The organism is Leptothoe kymatousa TAU-MAC 1615 (assembly GCF_018739865.1).
Lineage (GTDB): Bacteria > Cyanobacteriota > Cyanobacteriia > Phormidesmidales > Phormidesmidaceae > Leptothoe > Leptothoe kymatousa.
The window spans coordinates 50138-67960 of sequence record NZ_JADOER010000010.1; the positions used below are offsets into that span (position 1 = coordinate 50138).

Here is a 17823-nt window from a genome sequence, read left to right on the forward strand (position 1 = left end):
CCTGGGCGTTGCCAGATTTATCAAGAATCAAGCTTATGGGGCCATATTCCTTTTCCGTAATGGCTATTACAATTCAAAAGCTGCGTAATCTCATCGGCACCAATGGGCTTGCTAAATAGATATCCTTGGGCCATTTCACAGCCAAACTGTTGAAGGGTGTGGCATTGTTCAGAGGTTTCAACACCTTCCGCCACAATTTTATGGTCTAGCCCCTGGCACATCTCAATCATAGAGCCGATTAGGCGCTTCGATTTATGATCCGCCAGCATGTCATGAATAAAATATTTGTCGATTTTTAAACAATCCACCTGCAGGTGTTTGAGGGAGGCGAAGGAAGAATAGCCGGTGCCAAAATCATCAATTGCCAATAGCACACCGAGTTCTTTTAACTCGCTAAAAATTGAGAGATTTTGTTGATCGGTTTGGACCACACTTTCAGTCACTTCCAACTCTAGTTCGGAGGGCACTATCCCCGTTTCAGCCAAGACATTTTTGATCAGTGTGACAAAATCCTTATCTAAAAAATAGACCGGGGAGATATTCACCGCCATGCGGATGTTCGATACCCCTGCCTGTCTCCAATCAACAACTTGCTTGCAGGCCGTTCTAAGGACCCATTCCGTTAACGGCTTAATCATCCCGATTCTTTCGGCGGTGGCAATAAATTCCGTCGGTGGCACTTCACCTAAACTGGGGTGATGCCAGCGCGACAAGGCTTCAACCCCAATGATTTTGCCGGTGTGTATATCGACTTGGGGTTGGTATACCAGTGATAGTTGTTGCTTTTCGACGGCTTGCCTGAGGCTTTGCTCCACCCGAAACCGGTATTCGGCTTTTTGAGTCAGTTCTGGCTGATAGAACGCATATTGATGCTTACCATGTTCCTTGGCGGCATACAGGGACGTGTCAGCCGCTTTTAGTAGCGTGGTGAGATCCTGTCCATCATCGGGATAGTGGGCAATGCCAATGCTGCAGGCTGGGGTCACCCTCCTGGAAGAGAGTTCCACGGGGGCAGAGATTATTTCCAAACACCGTTGCGCCACATGGGCCGTCGCATAGTCACTGCTGATGTCACTGACGAGAATGCAAAACTCATCCCCACTTAGGCGGGCAACAAAATCAATGTTGCGGGTGACCTGCTGTAGCCGTTTGGCAATTTCCTTGAGCAGTAAATCGCCAGCATCATGGCCGAGGCTGTCGTTGACACTTTTAAAATCATCTAAGTCAATGTATAAAAGACCCAAGCGGGATGCGTTGCGATCGGCGCGTTTGATCGATGTTTCCAGGTTCTGATAGAAATGAGCCCGAGTTGAAATGCCGGTTAATTCGTCGTTATAGGCTAATTCTCGGATGCGTTTCTGGGCATGGTCTCGCTCCATCACAATGCCCGCCAGCCGGGCCGCAGACTTCAAATCGTTAGACTCTTCTTCATTGGGTAGGGCCGGATAGTCGTAATACATGCCAAAGGCCCCGAGGACCAGCCCGGAAGAGTCTTTAATTGGCTCGGACCAGCAGCAGCGCATACCGTGGGGCATGGCCACATGTTTAATTTTGGCCCATTTAGGATCGGTCTCAATATTTTCCACCAGAACCCGTTTGCCCGTATAGGTGGATGTGCCACAAGAACCCACATTAGGCCCATTTTTTAGGCCATGCACCGCCTCGCAATATTCCTTGGGCATGCTGGGGGCGCCCCCATGCATCAGGTGACCGTCTTTTAGTTCCAGCATTGAACATCGCAGACCGGGATGGCGTCCTTCGTAGAGTAAGGCGATTTCTATGTAGATTTCTGATGCGGGTTTTCCCGTTGCAATCATTTCGAGAATTTCGGCATGTTTTTCGTCAAAGGCTTCCGCTTTTTTGCGAGCTGTGATGTCAACATGGGTGCCGACTAAGCGCATCGCTTTGCCATCGGCTTCATGGTGGACGAGAAATGCGCGGGATAGCACACACACTTCATGGCCAGCTTTGTGCTGCATGCGCATTTCCACATCAAAGGCATCGGTTTTACCGTCCACGTAAGCTTGCACCAAGCTTAAGACCCTGGCTTTGTCCTCTGGATGTACCAGGTTTTGCCAAGTGCTTAAATCATGGTTTAGCTCATGGCTGTCATATCCCAGCATGCTTTTCCAGCGTGGGGAATAATAGACTTCGTTGGTTGCTAAATTCCAGTCCCACAGACCGTCATTAGCTCCCCGCATTGCTAGGACAAACCGTTCCTCGCTTTTCTGGAGTTTTTCTTCTGATTCTTTGCGGATGGTGACATTGCGTCCAATGCCAAGGACGCCGATAAATGTGCCATTGGCGGCATACATCGGTAGCCGACGGATTTCGAGCAGTTCACGATGTCCGTCGCACGCAAAGGTCGTCCATTCTTCATAGATGGATGGCGTCCTGGTTAGGATTACTTCTTGGTCGCGGGTTCGATATAACTTCGCTAATTCAGTCGTTACAAAATCGTCATCTGTTTTACCCAATATTTCTTGTTCAGAGAAGTCAAAGAACTGTTCGAAGCGATGATTGCAGGCCAAGTACATGCCCTGGGGATCTTTTAGCCAAACGAGATCGGGCAGGGTGCGGATGATGGTGCTATAAAATTCAATATTTTGTCGAACTCCCTTGAGACTTGCAGCTACAGAGGCGGGGGGGAGCAGTCTGAGGGCTTGATTTGATTGAATTCTATAGCTCATAGCAAGTTGTTGTATGTCTAGGGTTTAGACACGTGTAGGCTATTTTTATGGTACGAAGTTTATTTCGGGTTCAAACTCGTACTTTAGCTGAATAAAAGCTGTCAAAAAATATAAATTCCCAATGAAATAGCATGGAGAGCCAGTGGAAACACGGAAATGTCCTAGTTCATGCATTCACGTATTAGAACAATTTCAGTTGATGGAATAAGAAAATATGCTGTTGCGGATTTAGGGGATAAATCGCGCTGTTTTGATGGCTGGGCATCGGAATTGCTTAGGCAGCCCGAGGAGCGGCAGGGCTAAAAATGATCCCGAACATTGAATGAATTTCTATCTTGCTGTGTTTGGGGTTGGGTTGGACGTGCCTGGTCTAGGGAGCATTTCTTTTTGAGATTTCTTTTTGCGCGATGGCACCAATATTAAATGGAATGGGTCAAAGCACTGCACAGAAAGGGATTTAGAGGATAATCGCGTTGTATTTAGAAAATTAGTAGGATTATTGCATTGCTGAAATCTTAAGGAAATATAAAAATATGGTACTTTAAGGGTGGATAAAAGTTCTCAAGTTCTCTACATGAGGAAGAGGCTGATGGATACGGGTCTAATGAGATTGATCTGGTCGGTAGTCGAAGAAACTCCAGCCATGCACTTACAGGGAGCTTGCGATCGCGAAACAATCCGATTATTACTAGCCAGAATCGATCAACGGGTGGTTCTTTCCGCCCAAGCACGGTCCCAGGCGCAGCAGTACCTGATCGATCGCTGGCATTTGATTCAGGAGATTTCCTTCGGGCAGGCGATGTAGCCATGGCCATGGCCCCTAGGCATGGCCCCCCAGACATGGCCCCTAGGCATGGCCCCTAGGCATGGCCCCCAGACATGGCCCAACGCAGTTTTATAGTAGCTGATGGTATGTCTCAACCATGCGCGCTGCGATCGCATCCCAGCTATAATTCTCTTTGGCAAATCGATAGGCGTTCTCTCCCCGCCGCCGACATTCGGCCACATTGGCCAGGGCATCTGCCAACGATTGGGTGAGCATGGTGCGATCGCAGGGCACCACCCAGCCGCTCTCACTGGACTGAATATCTCGCCAAATATGCACCTGGTCCGAAATCACCACCGGTTTCCCCGCCGCCATGGCCTCCGCCACCGCGATGCCAAAATTCTCATAGTAGGAGGGCAACACAAACACATCGGCCGCCTGTAAAATCTGGCCCTTTAGCTCTCCTGTCACAAATCCGGTTACCGTGGTGCAATGCTTGAGGGCAGACTTTCCTATCTGTTCACCAATGGCATCCACATACCCCTGATCCTGGGGATTGCCACCACAAAGAACAAACTGGAACTGTTGGCCAGACTGGTGTAATGCTTCTAACGCAGGCAGCAACAAATCCAGCCCCTTTTTCGGATCAATGCGAGACATAAACAGCACAATCGGCACCCCATCGGGAATGTGATAGCGCTGTCGAATTGCCCGCTTTGCTTCAGCTTCTGAACAGCTAAAGTTTGGCAACACCACCCCTAGCGGCAAGACGATATCTCGAGTTTGCGCCCCAAATCGCTCCGATACCTTGGCTTCTTGGTCACTGGTAAAATGTAGCGCCGTTGCGCCTTGAATATTAGGCCCCTCGAGCAACGCCGCATACAGTTGTTTAAACTGTTTTTTCTTAGCCAGGTCCGCCGGGTCTAGCGTACCGAGAGGGCGCAAAATGTAGGGTAGCTGTTGCCGTCGAGCCACCGTTGCGGCCAGGCTCGTGACCGGTGAGAACAGGGCATGTATATGGGCCATGTCGTACTGTGCCCCATGCTGTCTGAGCCACTGCAACAGCGGCAGTGAAAACTTATAGCGCCGAAACGGGGCGCAGCGAAAGTAAATAGTCTCGTAGCCGTCAGTCGCCACCGGCTGATTCAGGGGCACCGCCAACGGCGCTTGCCCTTCATCGCCATTGGAGTCTGTGGTCAGCACGGTGACCTTAGCCCCCTGCTTGGCTAGGGATGTGCTCAGCCCCCGCACCATCTGACTGGGACCGCCATATACCAATGATATGGAAGGCACAATTTGTAGAACCTTGAGGGCCTTAGCCATGGTTGAATTAGCGAGTAGGGAAATCAGCGATTAAAGTGACGATGGACTCGCTGTCCTAGGGGCAATAGTAACAGCCAAGTTAATGGGGACGGTGATTGTTCAGGAACGGCTAGGGGCTGGGCGGTGGCAACGGGCACATTAGAGGCCGATAACACTACACTATCGCTTTCTGAGATCTCAATGGCAGGGGCTAACTGATTGGTCGATGAGGGCTGGACAAAACTACTTTCCCTCACCCGTTCAATTTGTTGGGAGTTTAGCTGCGATAACCGCTCGCCATCTGGAAAAATATCGTCGATGGACTCGGGAATGGTGCGCGTACCGCCACCGGTCAATAGGTTATCGGCAGCACCGGCCCCCAGGGTAGAATGCCGCAGCCCTAAATTATGACCAATTTCATGGGCGATTACGTCTAAGCGGCCAATGCCGTTGTTGAAATCTAAAATATCATCGCTGATCAGCACCCCATTCGAACCTATCCAAGCATTCCCAAATTGAACTAAACCTGCGGAGGTTTCGATCACATCCACAAACCAGAGATTAATGGGACCTGTGGTGCTAGTAGAGTCGGGATGGCGACCAAATGACCCGGCGGCCCCTGAAAAGGACAGGTCTAAAAATTCGTCTTCGTCAGTGGTTAGGTAGGTGCTGTCATTGAGCTGGTTGAGGGGTAAAAAGGCAATGTCAAGGTTGGCCTGGTCCCAAATTTTGTCGGCAATGGTTTCAAACAGCTCCACTTGGGCACAGACCAGCCCATCATCGTCACACACCTGGATGGGCTGCACTTCTAAAACCAGCTGCTGGTCTGACTCTGTGACAGTTGATACCGTTGTTGCCTCTGTACTGTCACCGCCGCCGCCGCCGCTGCAGGCAGACAGCACTACTACTATGGCTAGCAACAGTGGCTGGCCTATCCAAGTTCCGGGTCTACGAAATCTATCCACCAGTTCAATGAATCATGTTGAATAAATTTAGTGTAGACAAGTTCAGGGGTGAATCTATCGATGCAACCAAAAACTCTTGATGAAGCTTGTCATCCTCTCTGCATAAAATCTCGGAGTAAACCGATTGGGTAAAAACGGCCCGAGGTTCTCCATATGTTCGATTTTTTCTTTTGTTTAAGCCTAAATTACGAATAAAGTCTCAATGAGGATTCCGATCTTGAGTTTACTTTCGCTGTAGAAAATAATATGGATTTTGCGTGTATCCACGGATGTGTGGCCTGGGCGGGGGAATTGGAGATGGGGAATTAGGACGTTAATAGTTCCTGGTAGAACCCTAACAGCTCTGTTGCCAGGGCCTTGTTGGTGTAGTGTTTCATGGCGCGCGCGTAGCCTTTTTGGGCCAGTGCTTGTTGTTGCTCCGGCTGTTTGATTACCTGGGTGAGGCGGTCGGCTAGGGCCCCATGGTCCCCCTCTGGAAAGACTAAGCCACTATCGTCGATCACATGGGGGATTTCCCCCGAATCGGAGCCGATGACGGGGACTTGGCAGGCCATGGCTTCGATTAACACATGGCCAAACTGTTCTTTCCAGCCCACGGAGGTGAGGGTTTTAAATTCATAGGTGGTTTCAGAGGGGAGCACCAGGGTGTCCATCAGGTTGATATAGTCTGGGACGGCGTCGTGGGGCACGCTCTCAATCCAGCGGATGCGATCGCTAATATTGAGGGCATCTGCCTGGTTTTGCAGCTCTTCCTTGAGGGGACCTCGCCCCAGCAACACTAACGTCCACGGTAGATTTACCAGGGTGGCCAGGGCTTTGAATAGGGTAAGCAGGCCTTTTTCCGGGACGAAGCGGCCCACAAAGCCGATGATAAACTCACCCTCCGCAATTGAAAGCTGTTGCCGCAGCTGCGGTTGGGGGGTGGGGCGAAACAGCCGTTCATCCACCCCTAGCTGAGGCATGACCCGCACGGGGCCATGGTAGCCGCGCTGTTTGAGGATATCGGCCCCATCCTGGTTGCCCACCACCAGCCCATCGGTGTTGTTGAGGTTATAGGCCTCTAGCAGCGATAGGGGGAACTTGAGTTCGTAGGGTAAATTCCACCAGGTAAAAAAGAGATTTTTGGCGTTGCCCCCCAGCAGCCGATTGAGGGTGATTAATTCGGCATAGCCGAGAGATTTAGAACCTTGTTCTACCTGGATGATGTCGGGTTGAAATGCCTTGAGGAGGGGGACAATGTCCCAGCCAAAACTGAGCAGCCCCTGGTTGTTTTGGCTCAGGTTGGAAATGGGAACAACGCGAAAAGAGCCATCCTGCCGGGGCTCGGGTTCTACGATTCGGTTTTGGACACCACCTGGATTCCAGCGTTTGGGCACCACTACGGTGACGTCGTGCCCCATGTGGGCTAAGGTGCGTAGTTTTTCGCAGTTCAGCTCCACAATGTAGCTGTGGCTAGCTACTAAAACTTTCATGGGTTGTTTGGGGAATGGGTAAGGAGTGCGGGGGGAATCGGTGGGCCGTGCCCACCCTATGGCGAACCGGTGAGGGCTTCCGTGGGGGAGCTGGCTTGGGGCCGGGGTGCGGGCATGGTCTGGGCCGGTAGGCTGTGCAGTCTGCCCTGGCTGGAGACAGTGCTCATCAGGGTCCAACAGGCTTTGAGGAAACCTAGGGTGTAAAACCCAAAGCGGCTAATGACTTTGATGGGGGAGCCGCTTTTGTTGCACGGGGGCCTGCCCAACACATGGCAGTCGAACAGCCGGTGCGAGAGTCGCAACAGCTGCCAGGGCGTTAGGTTTTTCAACGCCATTAAAAAATGGTTGTGGTAAAAGGTGAGCTGATATTTCAAAGACCGGGTGCTGATGTCGTGACAGCCGCCGGTTTCTTCGCCGAGGTGGATGAGGTTGGCTTTGGGGTCGTACCAAATTTTGAGACCGGTCCGACGAAACCGCAGGCAAAAGTCCGATTCTTCACGCACGGCACTGCCTTGAAACCGTTCGTCGAACCGGAGGCCGTGGGTGGAAAAGACATCGCGCCGAAAGGACATGTTGCAACCCCGGGCGGTGAGCACCTGCTGGGGTTTGACGGTGTGCACCAGGTCGATGTGGTACCAGGCGATGCCGGGATCCATGGCCTCGGGGGGCAAGGTGTCGATCTGTTTGGCGGAGTTAGACTCGGCCAGCTTCATCCGGTCGAACACGCGCCCGGCTACGGCGCCAACGTCGCTGCGGGTTTGGTAGGTGTGGGCGTGGGCGGCAAGGAAGCCGGGGGGCAGTTCCACATCGTCGTCTAAAAATAGAATGATGTCGCCGTGGCATCGTTCGATAGCGTAGTTGCGGGCGGCGGGGAGGCTGGCCCAGTCAACGGTGTAGAGGCTGACCTGGGGATTGGTCTGGAGGCTGTTGAGAAATTCTACGGTGGCAGGTTTGTGGTTGCGGGTCTGATCGACGACGATGACTTCGAAGGCCGCATAGGTTTGTTCTAGAACATTTTTGATGGTGCTACACAGAACAGCTTCTCGCCCATAGGTGGGAATAACGACGGATATGAATAATTCTGAAACCATAGGGGTTATTAATTAAGCTATTTGGGGTTCTTCCTGGGGGGCTTTCTTTTTACGCGATCGCGATCGCCGTTTCTTTTTCGGTTCCGCCGCTTCCCGTTCCTGCTTATCCAGGGTGGGAATTTTCAGCGTAATGCCAGCGGCCAGCCAGTAATAGACCGACACCGGGTCCACATCCAAAGGATAGTAATAGGGAAAGAAACTAATAAACAGCACAAATACCCACATTGAGGCGGCATAGCCCCGCAGGTTTTTATCCTTCGTTTTGCGATAGGCCTTAAATGTGGCCACCGACAAGGACGCATATAAAATCAACATCGTCAGCAGCCCGAGGGGGCCTAGTTCGTATAGCAGCTTGGGGTGATAGGTTTCCAGCAACCGCACATCCCCAAAAATACGAGCCGCGTTGGTGGCCCGCGCTACCCCATTACCTAAAATTCCCTCCTGGGCGTGGGATACCTCTTCAAATTGTTGCATCACAAAGGCATGGGGTGGGGAGGCGTTCCAACGGTCCTGGAAACTGGCAATGCGCTCCTGCACCACCTCCGGGTTGCGGAGAGATAGCCCCACCAAAATTAGCGCCAACACCACCCCCACCGGCAAAAACCGTTTCAAGTTGGCCACTTGCCCTGTCATCACACTGAGCAACACCACCACCACCGGCACCAAAGATAGGGCAATCCGCTGGCCAGATACCACCGACATGACAAACACCATCACCAGGGACACAATGCCCACCAATCGCCAAATGGGTGAGCGATCGTTAAACGCCGTCCCAAAACTAAAAAAGGTACTGGAAATTAAAAACCATCCCCACTGCCAGGGGGCCACAAACGTACCCGGCAAACGGATTTGCCCCTGGGACGGACTGTATAGCAAGGCCCCTCCCACCAAACAGCGCGATTGCAGCGAGGCCTTAAACAGTTCATCGCCCTGGGCCCCCAGCGATTCAGTGCTGGGGCAGATGCCCGTGAGCAACATAAAATATTGGCAAAAGCCTAACAGGCAGGCCACAATCACCAGGGCCGCCTGGATCCGTAGCAAAAAATATAGATCCTTCGACGTGCGCATCAAATAATAGATGCAGGTGATGACGGGCAAATAGCCCAACAGCACCTTAATGCCCAGCACCCCCATCAAAATGGGTTGATCGCCGCCCCCTTCAAACTGCTGGGGCACATTCACCAGCAGTAGGTTCATAAAAATCATGGTGAGCGCCAGCACCAGTGGAAATTTAATCGCTTCCGGCAACAAAATCGGCAGACGTTTTTTCTGGCACAGTTGCATCACGCCAATGAGCGCCGGCACATAAATGCCATCCTTCGCTAGCTGCAGCAACGAATTGCCCCCGAGCATATAGGTGACGGTGCCGGAAAACGGAATATAGATAATAAAGGCGTAGAAGGCCTCGCGCTGGTACTTAAACGATAGGGCGAGGCAGAGCAGGGCGGCGGTGGCCGCCACCCCCAGGGTGGGGTCCACTAGCAATCCCATAATCAGCCCCACCACAGCGGCCAATACAAATGTGGTGACCGTAAACTGCACTAGCTGGGCCCGGGCCTTGGCCGCCGCCCGTTCATTTCTCCGTTGCTCCTTGGGGCTCAGGGTGGAAACCGCAGTATCGTCTGCTTTTTGGTTTTTCTTTTTAGAGCGCTTCTTAAGCTTTTTAGGCAGCTTTTTGGAGGCCATGGGCGGGTAAAAAAGGGGCAATCGGACGGTGGTGCCCACCTTGGCCACTATTAGAGCGGCCGAGGGGCAAGTCTAATTTACCCAAACCTGACTTGATTCATAGAGAAATCAAGTCGGAATTGCATCAACCTTACAAAAAATTTTTATACCAGCAGATTTCCGTAGGGTCACCCTGGCTAAATGTTCTAGAATGCGGCCCCCGTAGGGGAGACCAAAAACCTATCTTCCTAGGCGGTTGGGAATATCCCGACAGCCCCCTGGCACTGTGGCTCGGGTTTTGCTGCCCCCCCACTGGCACAGGTAGCAGCGTTGGCTTTCCGATAGACGTTGCGCCCCGGATAGGTCCATGCCTTCTACCACGGCTCCGGTAAATTCCCCGGTGTCGTAGTCCGGGGTGTCGGTGCGGGTTCTGGGGGTGGCGGTTTCCGCTGTGCCGTAGAAAAATCGGGTGCCCATGAGGTCGGCCCCCGCCAGGCTGGCGTCGCACAGCACCGTACGGGCCAAATCGGACCGCACCAGGGAGCATTGGGATAGGTCAGACCGGATCAGGTTAATGCCGCTGAGGTCCACCCAGCGCAGGTCGTTACCCGATAGATCCCCAGCCGCCAGCATGACCCCCAAATCAATGACCCGAGTACCATTGAGGCGATCTTCGGCGTAGCCCCCGGACCCATCCAAAATGGGACGCCCCAGTCGCTGGTCCCGCGCTAGGGGGGTGAGTAGCTTAGACCGGGACAAAAACCGCAGCACTTTGGCTTTGCCTTCGCCGTCGATGCTGCCCAAAATGGCGGCGGTGCGGGCCTCGGCAATGATGCGTTCCTGGGGCCAGTCTTCTAGCAGGCCTTCGTCATCCAGCACCAGTTCGGAAATGCCCTGGAAGTAGGCATCGATGGTTTGCTGCTGGGTGATCAGGTTTTGCTGGGTGGTGAGGTCGCGGGAAATTATAAACTGTCGCCAGGCAACATATAGGGCCAGTACGGCGATAAAGATTTGGCCCAGGGCACCGAGGAAATCGCCCAGGGCGCCGATGGCTTCCCATTCCCATTCGCGGGTGGCTCCCCAGCGCATAAAGCTGGCGTTGATGCCGCTGACCTGCATCAGGCCAAAGATGCCTAGCACCAGGCCAGGAATGGCGATGATGAGCGATCGCTGCTCTGGGGATAGGTCGTTGGCGATGGCCCGCATGGTGGGCATGGCCAGCCGAATGGAAATGGCTAGGGCGGCCAAGGACCCAAAGCAAATTAGCCAAAAGCTATTTAACCCCAGGCCGATTAGGGTAATCAGGGTGGATGCGATCGCAATAAACAACGGCACTGGCAGTTTTATTGGGCCACGGGGCGGCGTCAGAGCCATTTCCTCACTGTGGGGTTCCGCCAGGGATGCGAAATCGGGATCTGGGTTGTAGTCCAGGGTAAAACGTTCCGAAGATTGAGGTGATGGAACTGGTGGCATGGCATCAGCAGACGAAGGCTCCGCGGTGGGCGGCTTTTGGGCAAACGGCTCTTGGGCGCTCATACAGGAAAATGTCTTAGGGCTGCAGCTGTGCGCAGTTTATCCCGAAAGGTGGGGTTAGGGGTATTGACTTAATGCTTAATGCGTAATGTTTCTGGAAAATGGGGTAGAAAGTTGGAATTTTGAATTTTGAATTCGGCAGCTGGGAAAAGGTTTGGGGTTAGTTTTGGTTACATGGGCGTCCCATGACTAGGCGACCGTTGGCTAGTTGGTAGATGCTGTGGGGTTCTTGGATGGGTTGGGCTGCTGTGGAAGACGCTTGCACGGTGCCGGTGGGGTAGCTAATTCTTGGGGGTTCGCCGGGTTGTTGGGGCAGACCGCCAGCTCCGGTGAGTAACAGGCTATTTTCGTTATTGTCGCTGCGGGCAATGCAGCTGGATGCGACTAGCTGATCGGCGTTAACAAAGTTATCGGGTAGTTCGTCTAGGGCTTGGGTTTGTTCAAAGTCGGCGTTTAGGTCAATGGTGCCCGACCGACCGGATTGGGAGCTGGCGCTGATATCGCTGATGCCGTTAGCGCGCAGCTCAGGTGTGGTGAGGTCTGTTTGTTGTTTTGGGCCAAAGATGCCTGCGGCATTGATTTGGATATTGCCGCCGTCGCCGCCGATGGCATTGGCGATGATGTCGCTGTTTTCGGCTGGGATGACGACGAGGGAACTGGCATTGAGGTTGATGTTGCCGCCGCTGCCGCTGCCAGGTGTAGCGCTGGTGGATTCGGCGTTGATAAAGCTGCCTCGGCGGAGAATGATGCTTCGGTCTACGTCGAAATTAATGTTGCCGCCCCCTTCAATGGAGGCAGTTTGGGTAGACAGTTCAACGCCATCGTCTAGGAGGACTGAGTTGGCGGTAATGTTGAGATTGCCTGCGGAGCCGGTGTTGGTGCCGAGGCTTTCGGTGGTGAGTTCCCCTGGGCCTTGAATGGTGAGGGTGCGATCGCTTCTAATAATTAAGTCACCTCCATTTTTCTGACTGTTTGTAAGAGTATTAATCGAACCGTTCTCTGCTAAAACTACATTGAGATCAGTATCAGGATTAGACTGTAGGCGTAAAACGCCAGCGGTACCATTACCATCAGTACGAGTTGTCACAGATGCGCCATTGCGCAAAGAGAGATTACTAGCTGTAATTGAAACCCCTCCACTATCGCCAACCGCACCTTCTCCCACTTGACTATCAATAGAAGAATCGGTTCCATCCACCGTGACATTGCCTGTGACCAAAATTTCGACCTGACCTGAGTTGCCCTCTCCAAAGGTACTCGCACCGACTTGTGAATTATCTTGAACAGAAAGATTGCTTGCTATAATTGAAACTCCTCCACTATCACCAAGAGCATCTCCGTCTACTCGACTGTCTATAAAGGAGTTGTTTCCACTAACTAAAATGTCACCTGTAGCTAAAATCTCGACTTGACCTGAGTTGCCATTACCAAAAGTACTTGCGCTGACAATCGCATTATTTTGAACAGAGAGATTGTTGGTTTTAATCGATACACCCTCACTATTACCAACCCCACGTCGAATTACTTCACTACCAATAAAAGAATTGTTTCCATCAACGATGATGTCGCCTATGGCTGTAATTTCAACTCGTCCTGAATTGCCTACTCCACCAGCATTCGTGCTAATAGCCCCTCCATTGAGTATGTGGAGATCGTTCGTTGTAATTGACACACCTCCGCTGTCTCCAACCGCACGTCGTAATACTTCACTTCCGATGCCAGAGTCGGCCCCATCAACTATGATATTGCCTGTAGCTACAATTTCAATCTGCCCCGAGTTGCCATTGCTAAAGGTATTTGTACTAACTTGTGCATTATTTTGAACAAAAAGATTGTTCGTTGTAATTGACACACCTTGACTATTGCCAACGGCACCTGGAATTACTTCACTAACAATAAAAGAGCCAGTCCCATCAATTATGGTATCTCCTGTTGCTGTAATCTTAACCTGCCCTGAGTCCCCCTCTCCACCAGTACTTGCAGTGACGACTGCGTTGTTTTGGACAGATAGATTGTTCGTTGTAATTGACACACCTCCACTATTGCCGACCGCTTCTAGTGAGCCTACTTCACTGGTGATTCCAGAATTAATTCCATCAACTGTGGTATTGCCTGTAGCTAGAATCTCAATCTGACCAGAATTACCCTTGCTAAAAGTACTCGCACTGACTACTGCCGCGTTTTCGACCAATAAGTTGTTGGCTACAAGCAAGATACCTCCACTATTGCCAACCGCACTTCCGCCTACTTGACTGTCAATGAAAGAACCAATGCCACTAACCGTGATATCGCCTCTGGCTACAATTTTAACCTGACCTGAGTTGCCCTCTCCAAAGGTACTCGAACTGAGTATCGCTGCATCAAGCACAGACAGATTGTTAGTTATAATTGAGATCCCTTCACTATCGCCAATTGCACCTCGAACCACTTCACTACCAATAAAGGAGTTAGTTCCCTCGACTATAGTATTACCTGTGGCTGTGATCTTAACCTGACCTGCGTTACCCTGCCCACTTGTATTACCACTGACTTGTGCACTGTTGCGGACGGAAAGATTGTTGGTTGTAATCGAAACACCCCCACTGTCGCCAACGGCATTTGAGCCTATTTCACTGCCAATAAAAGAATCAGTCCCATCAACTATAGTGTCATGTGTGGCCGTAATTTCAACTTTCCCCGCGTTGCCATTACCAAAGGTGCTTGTAATTATGGCTGCACCACTTTGGACAGAAAGATTGTTGGTTATGATTGAAATACCTTCACTATCGCCTACTGCTCCTTCGCCTACCGTGCTACCGATGCCAGAACCGCTCCCATCAACCGTGATATTTCCTGTGGCGGCAATATCAACCTGACCCGCTTTGCCATTACCAAAAGTACTCGAATTTACTGTTGCACCATTTTGGATAGAAAGATTGTTGGTTGTAATCGAAACACCCCCACTATCTCCAAAAGCATTTGAGCCTACTTGACTGATAATAAAAGCATTAGCCCCATCGACGATAATGTCATTTGCCGCTAAAATTTTAACTTGTCCTGAATTTCCTTCATCAGCAGTAATTGCACCAACAACACCGTTGTTTCTGATTAATAAGTCATAGGTGGTGATATTCATATCTCCTCCCTCTGGACTAGGACTAAAAGCTACACTGTTCAGAACTTGTCCTGCTTCTACTAGAATAAAGTTACCGTCCACTTGGGGCGTCTCTAAAACAATATCCCCACCTCCAAACTGTCTTAAACGAGCACCAAGTACCCCAATAACGGAAGCTCGCAGTCTTAGTTGATTCTCACTAAACAAATTTATATCATCTTCAACAAGAATAACATTTGTTGCTTCCAGGGTCAGATCATTCAACGCCAACAATGCCTCAACAGTTCCCGGCGTCAAATGACTGTTCTGCCCTTCATCTTCCAACGCGCCATACAAAAAATCAGCCAATACCCCATCCGTCTGCTCCACCGTCGTAAATCCCGCATCAGGTGTCTCCGCAATCAAAATATTCACCGGATCCAACAACAGTTGCCCGGACTCTCCCGCCACCGCCTGAGTATTCACCACCCCACCAAAATCCAACACCGCCAGCCCCGACACCTCAACAAATCCACCATCGCCACCCTGGGGTCCCCCCTGGGCCCTAATCTCCCCCAAAAACTGCGTGGCATTATCCGCCCACACAATCACCCGACCCCCATCGCCAGTCTCCAACGCATCCGCCGCAATCACCACATCGGCCCCCACCGTGGTCCGCTCCGCCGTGGTTCCCTGCCCCTGGTAGTCCCCACCAATCAACACCGTGCCGCCGCCGTCCGCACCCGACACATCCACCGTCGCCTGGTCCACTAAACCCACCAGGTCCCCTAAAACCTGCACCGTCCCCCTCGGCGCAGACAAGGCTCCATCGCTGAGCACCGTCGCCCCAAATAGCGTCAGTGTTTCGCCGCTACCCACCGATAAATCGCCGCTATTGCTGATATCCCCCAACCCGGTTTGTAGTCCAGTTTGTAAATGATTAAAAAATGTCACCGTTGGGTCCACCGTCAGCAAACGACTGCTGCTTGGCTCAGTGGCACTAAATACGCCGTCACCTAAGGAGATTGCCTCTGCCGTTGAAGCGTAAAACGAACCGTTCACATCCAGCGTTGCCGCTTCCCCAAAAACAATGCCATTGGGGTTGAGTAAAAATAAATTAGCGTCCCCCTGCACCCCCAGTCGTCCTAAAATAGTGGATGGGTTGTCCCCCGTTACCCGCGTCAAAATTGACTCGACGGCTGCCGGGTTGGCAAAGTACACACTGCTGCTTTCTGGGACGTTAAACTCCCAGAAACTATGGAATAGGTTGCTGTCTCGGATGGCTCCGCCTGCGACAAGTTGGGTGAGGGGATCTAGGCTGTTGAGCAATGAACTTTCGGCACCGAGGGTATTGTCGGGGATGGGTGGGCCATCGGCCCGAACCTCTTGATTAAAGGGCATTCCCACCATCAGGCAGGCACTTAGCAAGCAAGGACCGAGCCGTCCATTCCCCTTGATGTTATTGTTCATCACCGCACACCCTTGACAGACTTAAATCTTGTTTAGGTCCAAGTTCTTAAAAGACCAATTTTGGTCAATATACCACCGCATTTCTTCCCATTGCTGAAAAATGCTGAAGTATTACGGTTTGGAAAGTCTTGGGGGGCCGTCCCCCGCTCGGCGATGCCCCAATCTGGCCAGGGTATGGCTGGGGCTGCTGTAACGGTGATGGTTAGTGGTTTTTTCTCTGGTGCCGTGATATCTTGAAGCCCTTGATACACCTAATTTTTTGAGTGTATTTGTCGGGTTTCGATAACGCTCTCAGGTTTTCTGCGCAATGGTAACGGTCCTAATTTTATTAGCTGCAGTTGGCATTCTGGTTTGGGGATTTATTCGCGCCCGTCCCGATGGCAAACTGGGCATGTATGCTTGGCTGCAGTCGGTGGTGCTGATGGTGCCCTGGCTCGCCTTTTTTGGGTTGTTTACCTTTGGCATTTATTTGAATATTGCCTGGGTACTCACCCTGGTGGTGCTGTCCACTGGCATCTATATATATTTGGGCCGACAGCTACGGGCCTTGGCCGAAGCTGCCCCCCGACCCACCGTTGTGGAAACCGTTGCCACAGCTACAGTAGAGTCTTCTGGGGATGCCGCTGAGCCCGAGGGCGACAGCGGCGAAGCGGCCGAAGGTAAGACCGAACCTAAGATTCCGCCGGTGATCCCCCCTGAGGATCTGGCTGAGATTGAATCTATTTTTGGGGTGGATACGTTTTTTCGGACGGAAACGGTGCCCTATCGGTTGGGGGTATTTTTTAAGGGCAATCTGCGGGGGGAACCGGAGGCTACGGTTAAGGCCCTGACTGCCCAGTTAGAAAATCGGTTTGACGATCGCTACCGGTTGTTTTTGATTAACGGCCCTGAAGATCGGCCCGCCGTGATTGTGCTGCCCAGTGAGATGGATCCGAAACCGGCCACGGTGCCCCAGAGGATTTTGGTGGTGGCCCTTGCGATCTCAACATTTATCACCAGCCTGGAAACCGGTGCCCTGCTCAAAGACTTTAGCCTGTTCGATAACCCACAACGCTGGACTGAGGTACTGCCCACCGCCCTATCTGTGATGGCCATCCTCGGGGTGCACGAAATCGGCCACTGGTGGCAGGCCAACCGCCACAACATTAAGCTGGGCCTCCCCTTTACGTTGCCCGCCTGGCAGATCGGCTCTTTCGGTGCCCTTACCCGGTTTGAGTCCATTCTGCCAAATCGCTCTGTCTTATTTGACATTGCCTTTGCCGGTCCCGCCGCCGGGGGCCTGCTTTCCCTGGCCATGCTCATCGTGGGGCTAATGCTGTCCCACCCTGGCAGTCCCTATCAGCTACCGGTGGAGTTTTTCCAAGAATCTGTGCTGGTGGGTGCCTTAGCCCGCACGGTGCTGGGGGATACCTTACAAACCGTCGATTTTGTTGATGTGGACCCGCTGGTGCTCATGGGCTGGCTGGGGCTGGTGATTACGGCCCTAAACGTGATGCCCGCTGGTAAGTTGGACGGTGGTCGCATTGTCCAGGCCATCTATGGTCGCAAAACCCTGGGTCGCACCACCGCCGTTACCCTGGTGGTGCTCACCCTAATTGCCCTGGCCAATCCCTTGGCCCTCTACTGGGCGGCGTTGATTCTGTTTTTGCAACGGGGCGACGAACGGCCCTGCATCGACGACCTGAGCGAACCGGACGATGCCCGAGCGGCCCTAGCCCTGCTGATCTTGTTTTTGATGTTGGCCACCCTGCTGCCGTTGACGCCCAGCCTGGCAGGGCGATTGGGAATTGGGTAGG

The 17823-nt window shown here is 52.2% G+C and carries 10 protein-coding genes; 2 read left to right on the forward strand and 8 right to left on the reverse strand.

Annotated elements, in window-relative coordinates; translation table 11 throughout:
- Positions 1 to 20: 20 nt before the first annotated feature.
- Entirely contained in the window at positions 21 to 2690 is a 2670-nt protein-coding gene (locus IXB28_RS11410) for a bifunctional diguanylate cyclase/phosphodiesterase (protein ID WP_215618726.1), read from the reverse strand.
- 589 nt (positions 2691 to 3279) lie between these two features.
- Here IXB28_RS11410 and IXB28_RS11415 point away from each other — a divergent pair.
- Complete coding sequence (locus tag IXB28_RS11415; protein WP_215618727.1) at positions 3280 to 3495, forward strand: hypothetical protein; 216 nt, start codon at positions 3280 to 3282, stop codon at positions 3493 to 3495.
- 90 nt (positions 3496 to 3585) lie between these two features.
- On the opposite strand, the gene hpsP is transcribed toward IXB28_RS11415, so the two are convergent.
- The 7 genes from hpsP to IXB28_RS11450 all read right to left on the reverse strand — a co-directional run bounded on the left by hpsP (position 3586) and on the right by IXB28_RS11450 (position 16027).
- On the reverse strand, positions 3586 to 4779 hold the full coding sequence (gene hpsP / locus IXB28_RS11420; protein WP_215618728.1) for a hormogonium polysaccharide biosynthesis glycosyltransferase HpsP: 1194 nt from the start codon (positions 4777 to 4779) through the stop codon (positions 3586 to 3588).
- A gap of 23 nt (positions 4780 to 4802) precedes the next feature.
- Entirely contained in the window at positions 4803 to 5660 is an 858-nt protein-coding gene (locus IXB28_RS11425) for a zinc-dependent metalloprotease family protein (RefSeq protein ID WP_215618729.1), read from the reverse strand.
- 368 nt (positions 5661 to 6028) lie between these two features.
- Positions 6029 to 7195, reverse strand: a complete 1167-nt coding sequence (gene hpsO / locus IXB28_RS11430) for a hormogonium polysaccharide biosynthesis glycosyltransferase HpsO (RefSeq protein ID WP_215618730.1) — start codon at positions 7193 to 7195, stop codon at positions 6029 to 6031.
- Between the two features lie 56 nt (positions 7196 to 7251).
- Entirely contained in the window at positions 7252 to 8286 is a 1035-nt protein-coding gene (gene hpsN, locus IXB28_RS11435) for a hormogonium polysaccharide biosynthesis glycosyltransferase HpsN (RefSeq protein ID WP_215618731.1), read from the reverse strand.
- Between the two features lie 12 nt (positions 8287 to 8298).
- Positions 8299 to 9972 carry a hormogonium polysaccharide biosynthesis protein HpsL gene (gene hpsL / locus IXB28_RS11440; protein WP_215618732.1) on the reverse strand — a complete coding sequence of 558 codons (1674 nt, stop codon included), beginning with the start codon at positions 9970 to 9972 and terminating at the stop codon, positions 8299 to 8301.
- Between the two features lie 219 nt (positions 9973 to 10191).
- Positions 10192 to 11487 carry a pentapeptide repeat-containing protein gene (locus tag IXB28_RS11445; protein WP_215618733.1) on the reverse strand — a complete coding sequence of 432 codons (1296 nt, stop codon included), beginning with the start codon at positions 11485 to 11487 and terminating at the stop codon, positions 10192 to 10194.
- Between the two features lie 157 nt (positions 11488 to 11644).
- Positions 11645 to 16027, reverse strand: coding sequence for a beta strand repeat-containing protein (locus IXB28_RS11450; protein WP_215618734.1), 4383 nt, complete (start codon positions 16025 to 16027; stop codon positions 11645 to 11647).
- A 307-nt stretch (positions 16028 to 16334) separates the two neighbouring features.
- Here IXB28_RS11450 and IXB28_RS11455 point away from each other — a divergent pair, with 307 nt between their 5' ends.
- The gene (locus IXB28_RS11455) at positions 16335 to 17822 is read left to right on the forward strand and encodes a site-2 protease family protein (protein WP_215618735.1); all 1488 of its coding nucleotides are present in this window, start codon (positions 16335 to 16337) and stop codon (positions 17820 to 17822) included.
- The last annotated feature ends 1 nt before the right edge of the window (position 17823 follow it).

What these genes read in the sequence shown, in the direction of transcription:
- IXB28_RS11410 (WP_215618726.1), bottom strand. Translation starts at nt 2,690, where the DNA reads ATGAGCTATAGAATTCAATCAAATCAAGCCCTCAGACTGCTCCCCCCC.
- IXB28_RS11415 (WP_215618727.1), top strand. Translation starts at nt 3,280, where the DNA reads ATGGATACGGGTCTAATGAGATTGATCTGGTCGGTAGTCGAAGAAACT.
- hpsP (WP_215618728.1), bottom strand. Translation starts at nt 4,779, where the DNA reads ATGGCTAAGGCCCTCAAGGTTCTACAAATTGTGCCTTCCATATCATTG.
- hpsO (WP_215618730.1), bottom strand. Translation starts at nt 7,195, where the DNA reads ATGAAAGTTTTAGTAGCTAGCCACAGCTACATTGTGGAGCTGAACTGC.
- hpsN (WP_215618731.1), bottom strand. Translation starts at nt 8,286, where the DNA reads ATGGTTTCAGAATTATTCATATCCGTCGTTATTCCCACCTATGGGCGA.
- hpsL (WP_215618732.1), bottom strand. Translation starts at nt 9,972, where the DNA reads ATGGCCTCCAAAAAGCTGCCTAAAAAGCTTAAGAAGCGCTCTAAAAAG.
- IXB28_RS11445 (WP_215618733.1), bottom strand. Translation starts at nt 11,487, where the DNA reads ATGAGCGCCCAAGAGCCGTTTGCCCAAAAGCCGCCCACCGCGGAGCCT.
- IXB28_RS11450 (WP_215618734.1), bottom strand. Translation starts at nt 16,027, where the DNA reads ATGAACAATAACATCAAGGGGAATGGACGGCTCGGTCCTTGCTTGCTA.
- IXB28_RS11455 (WP_215618735.1), top strand. Translation starts at nt 16,335, where the DNA reads ATGGTAACGGTCCTAATTTTATTAGCTGCAGTTGGCATTCTGGTTTGG.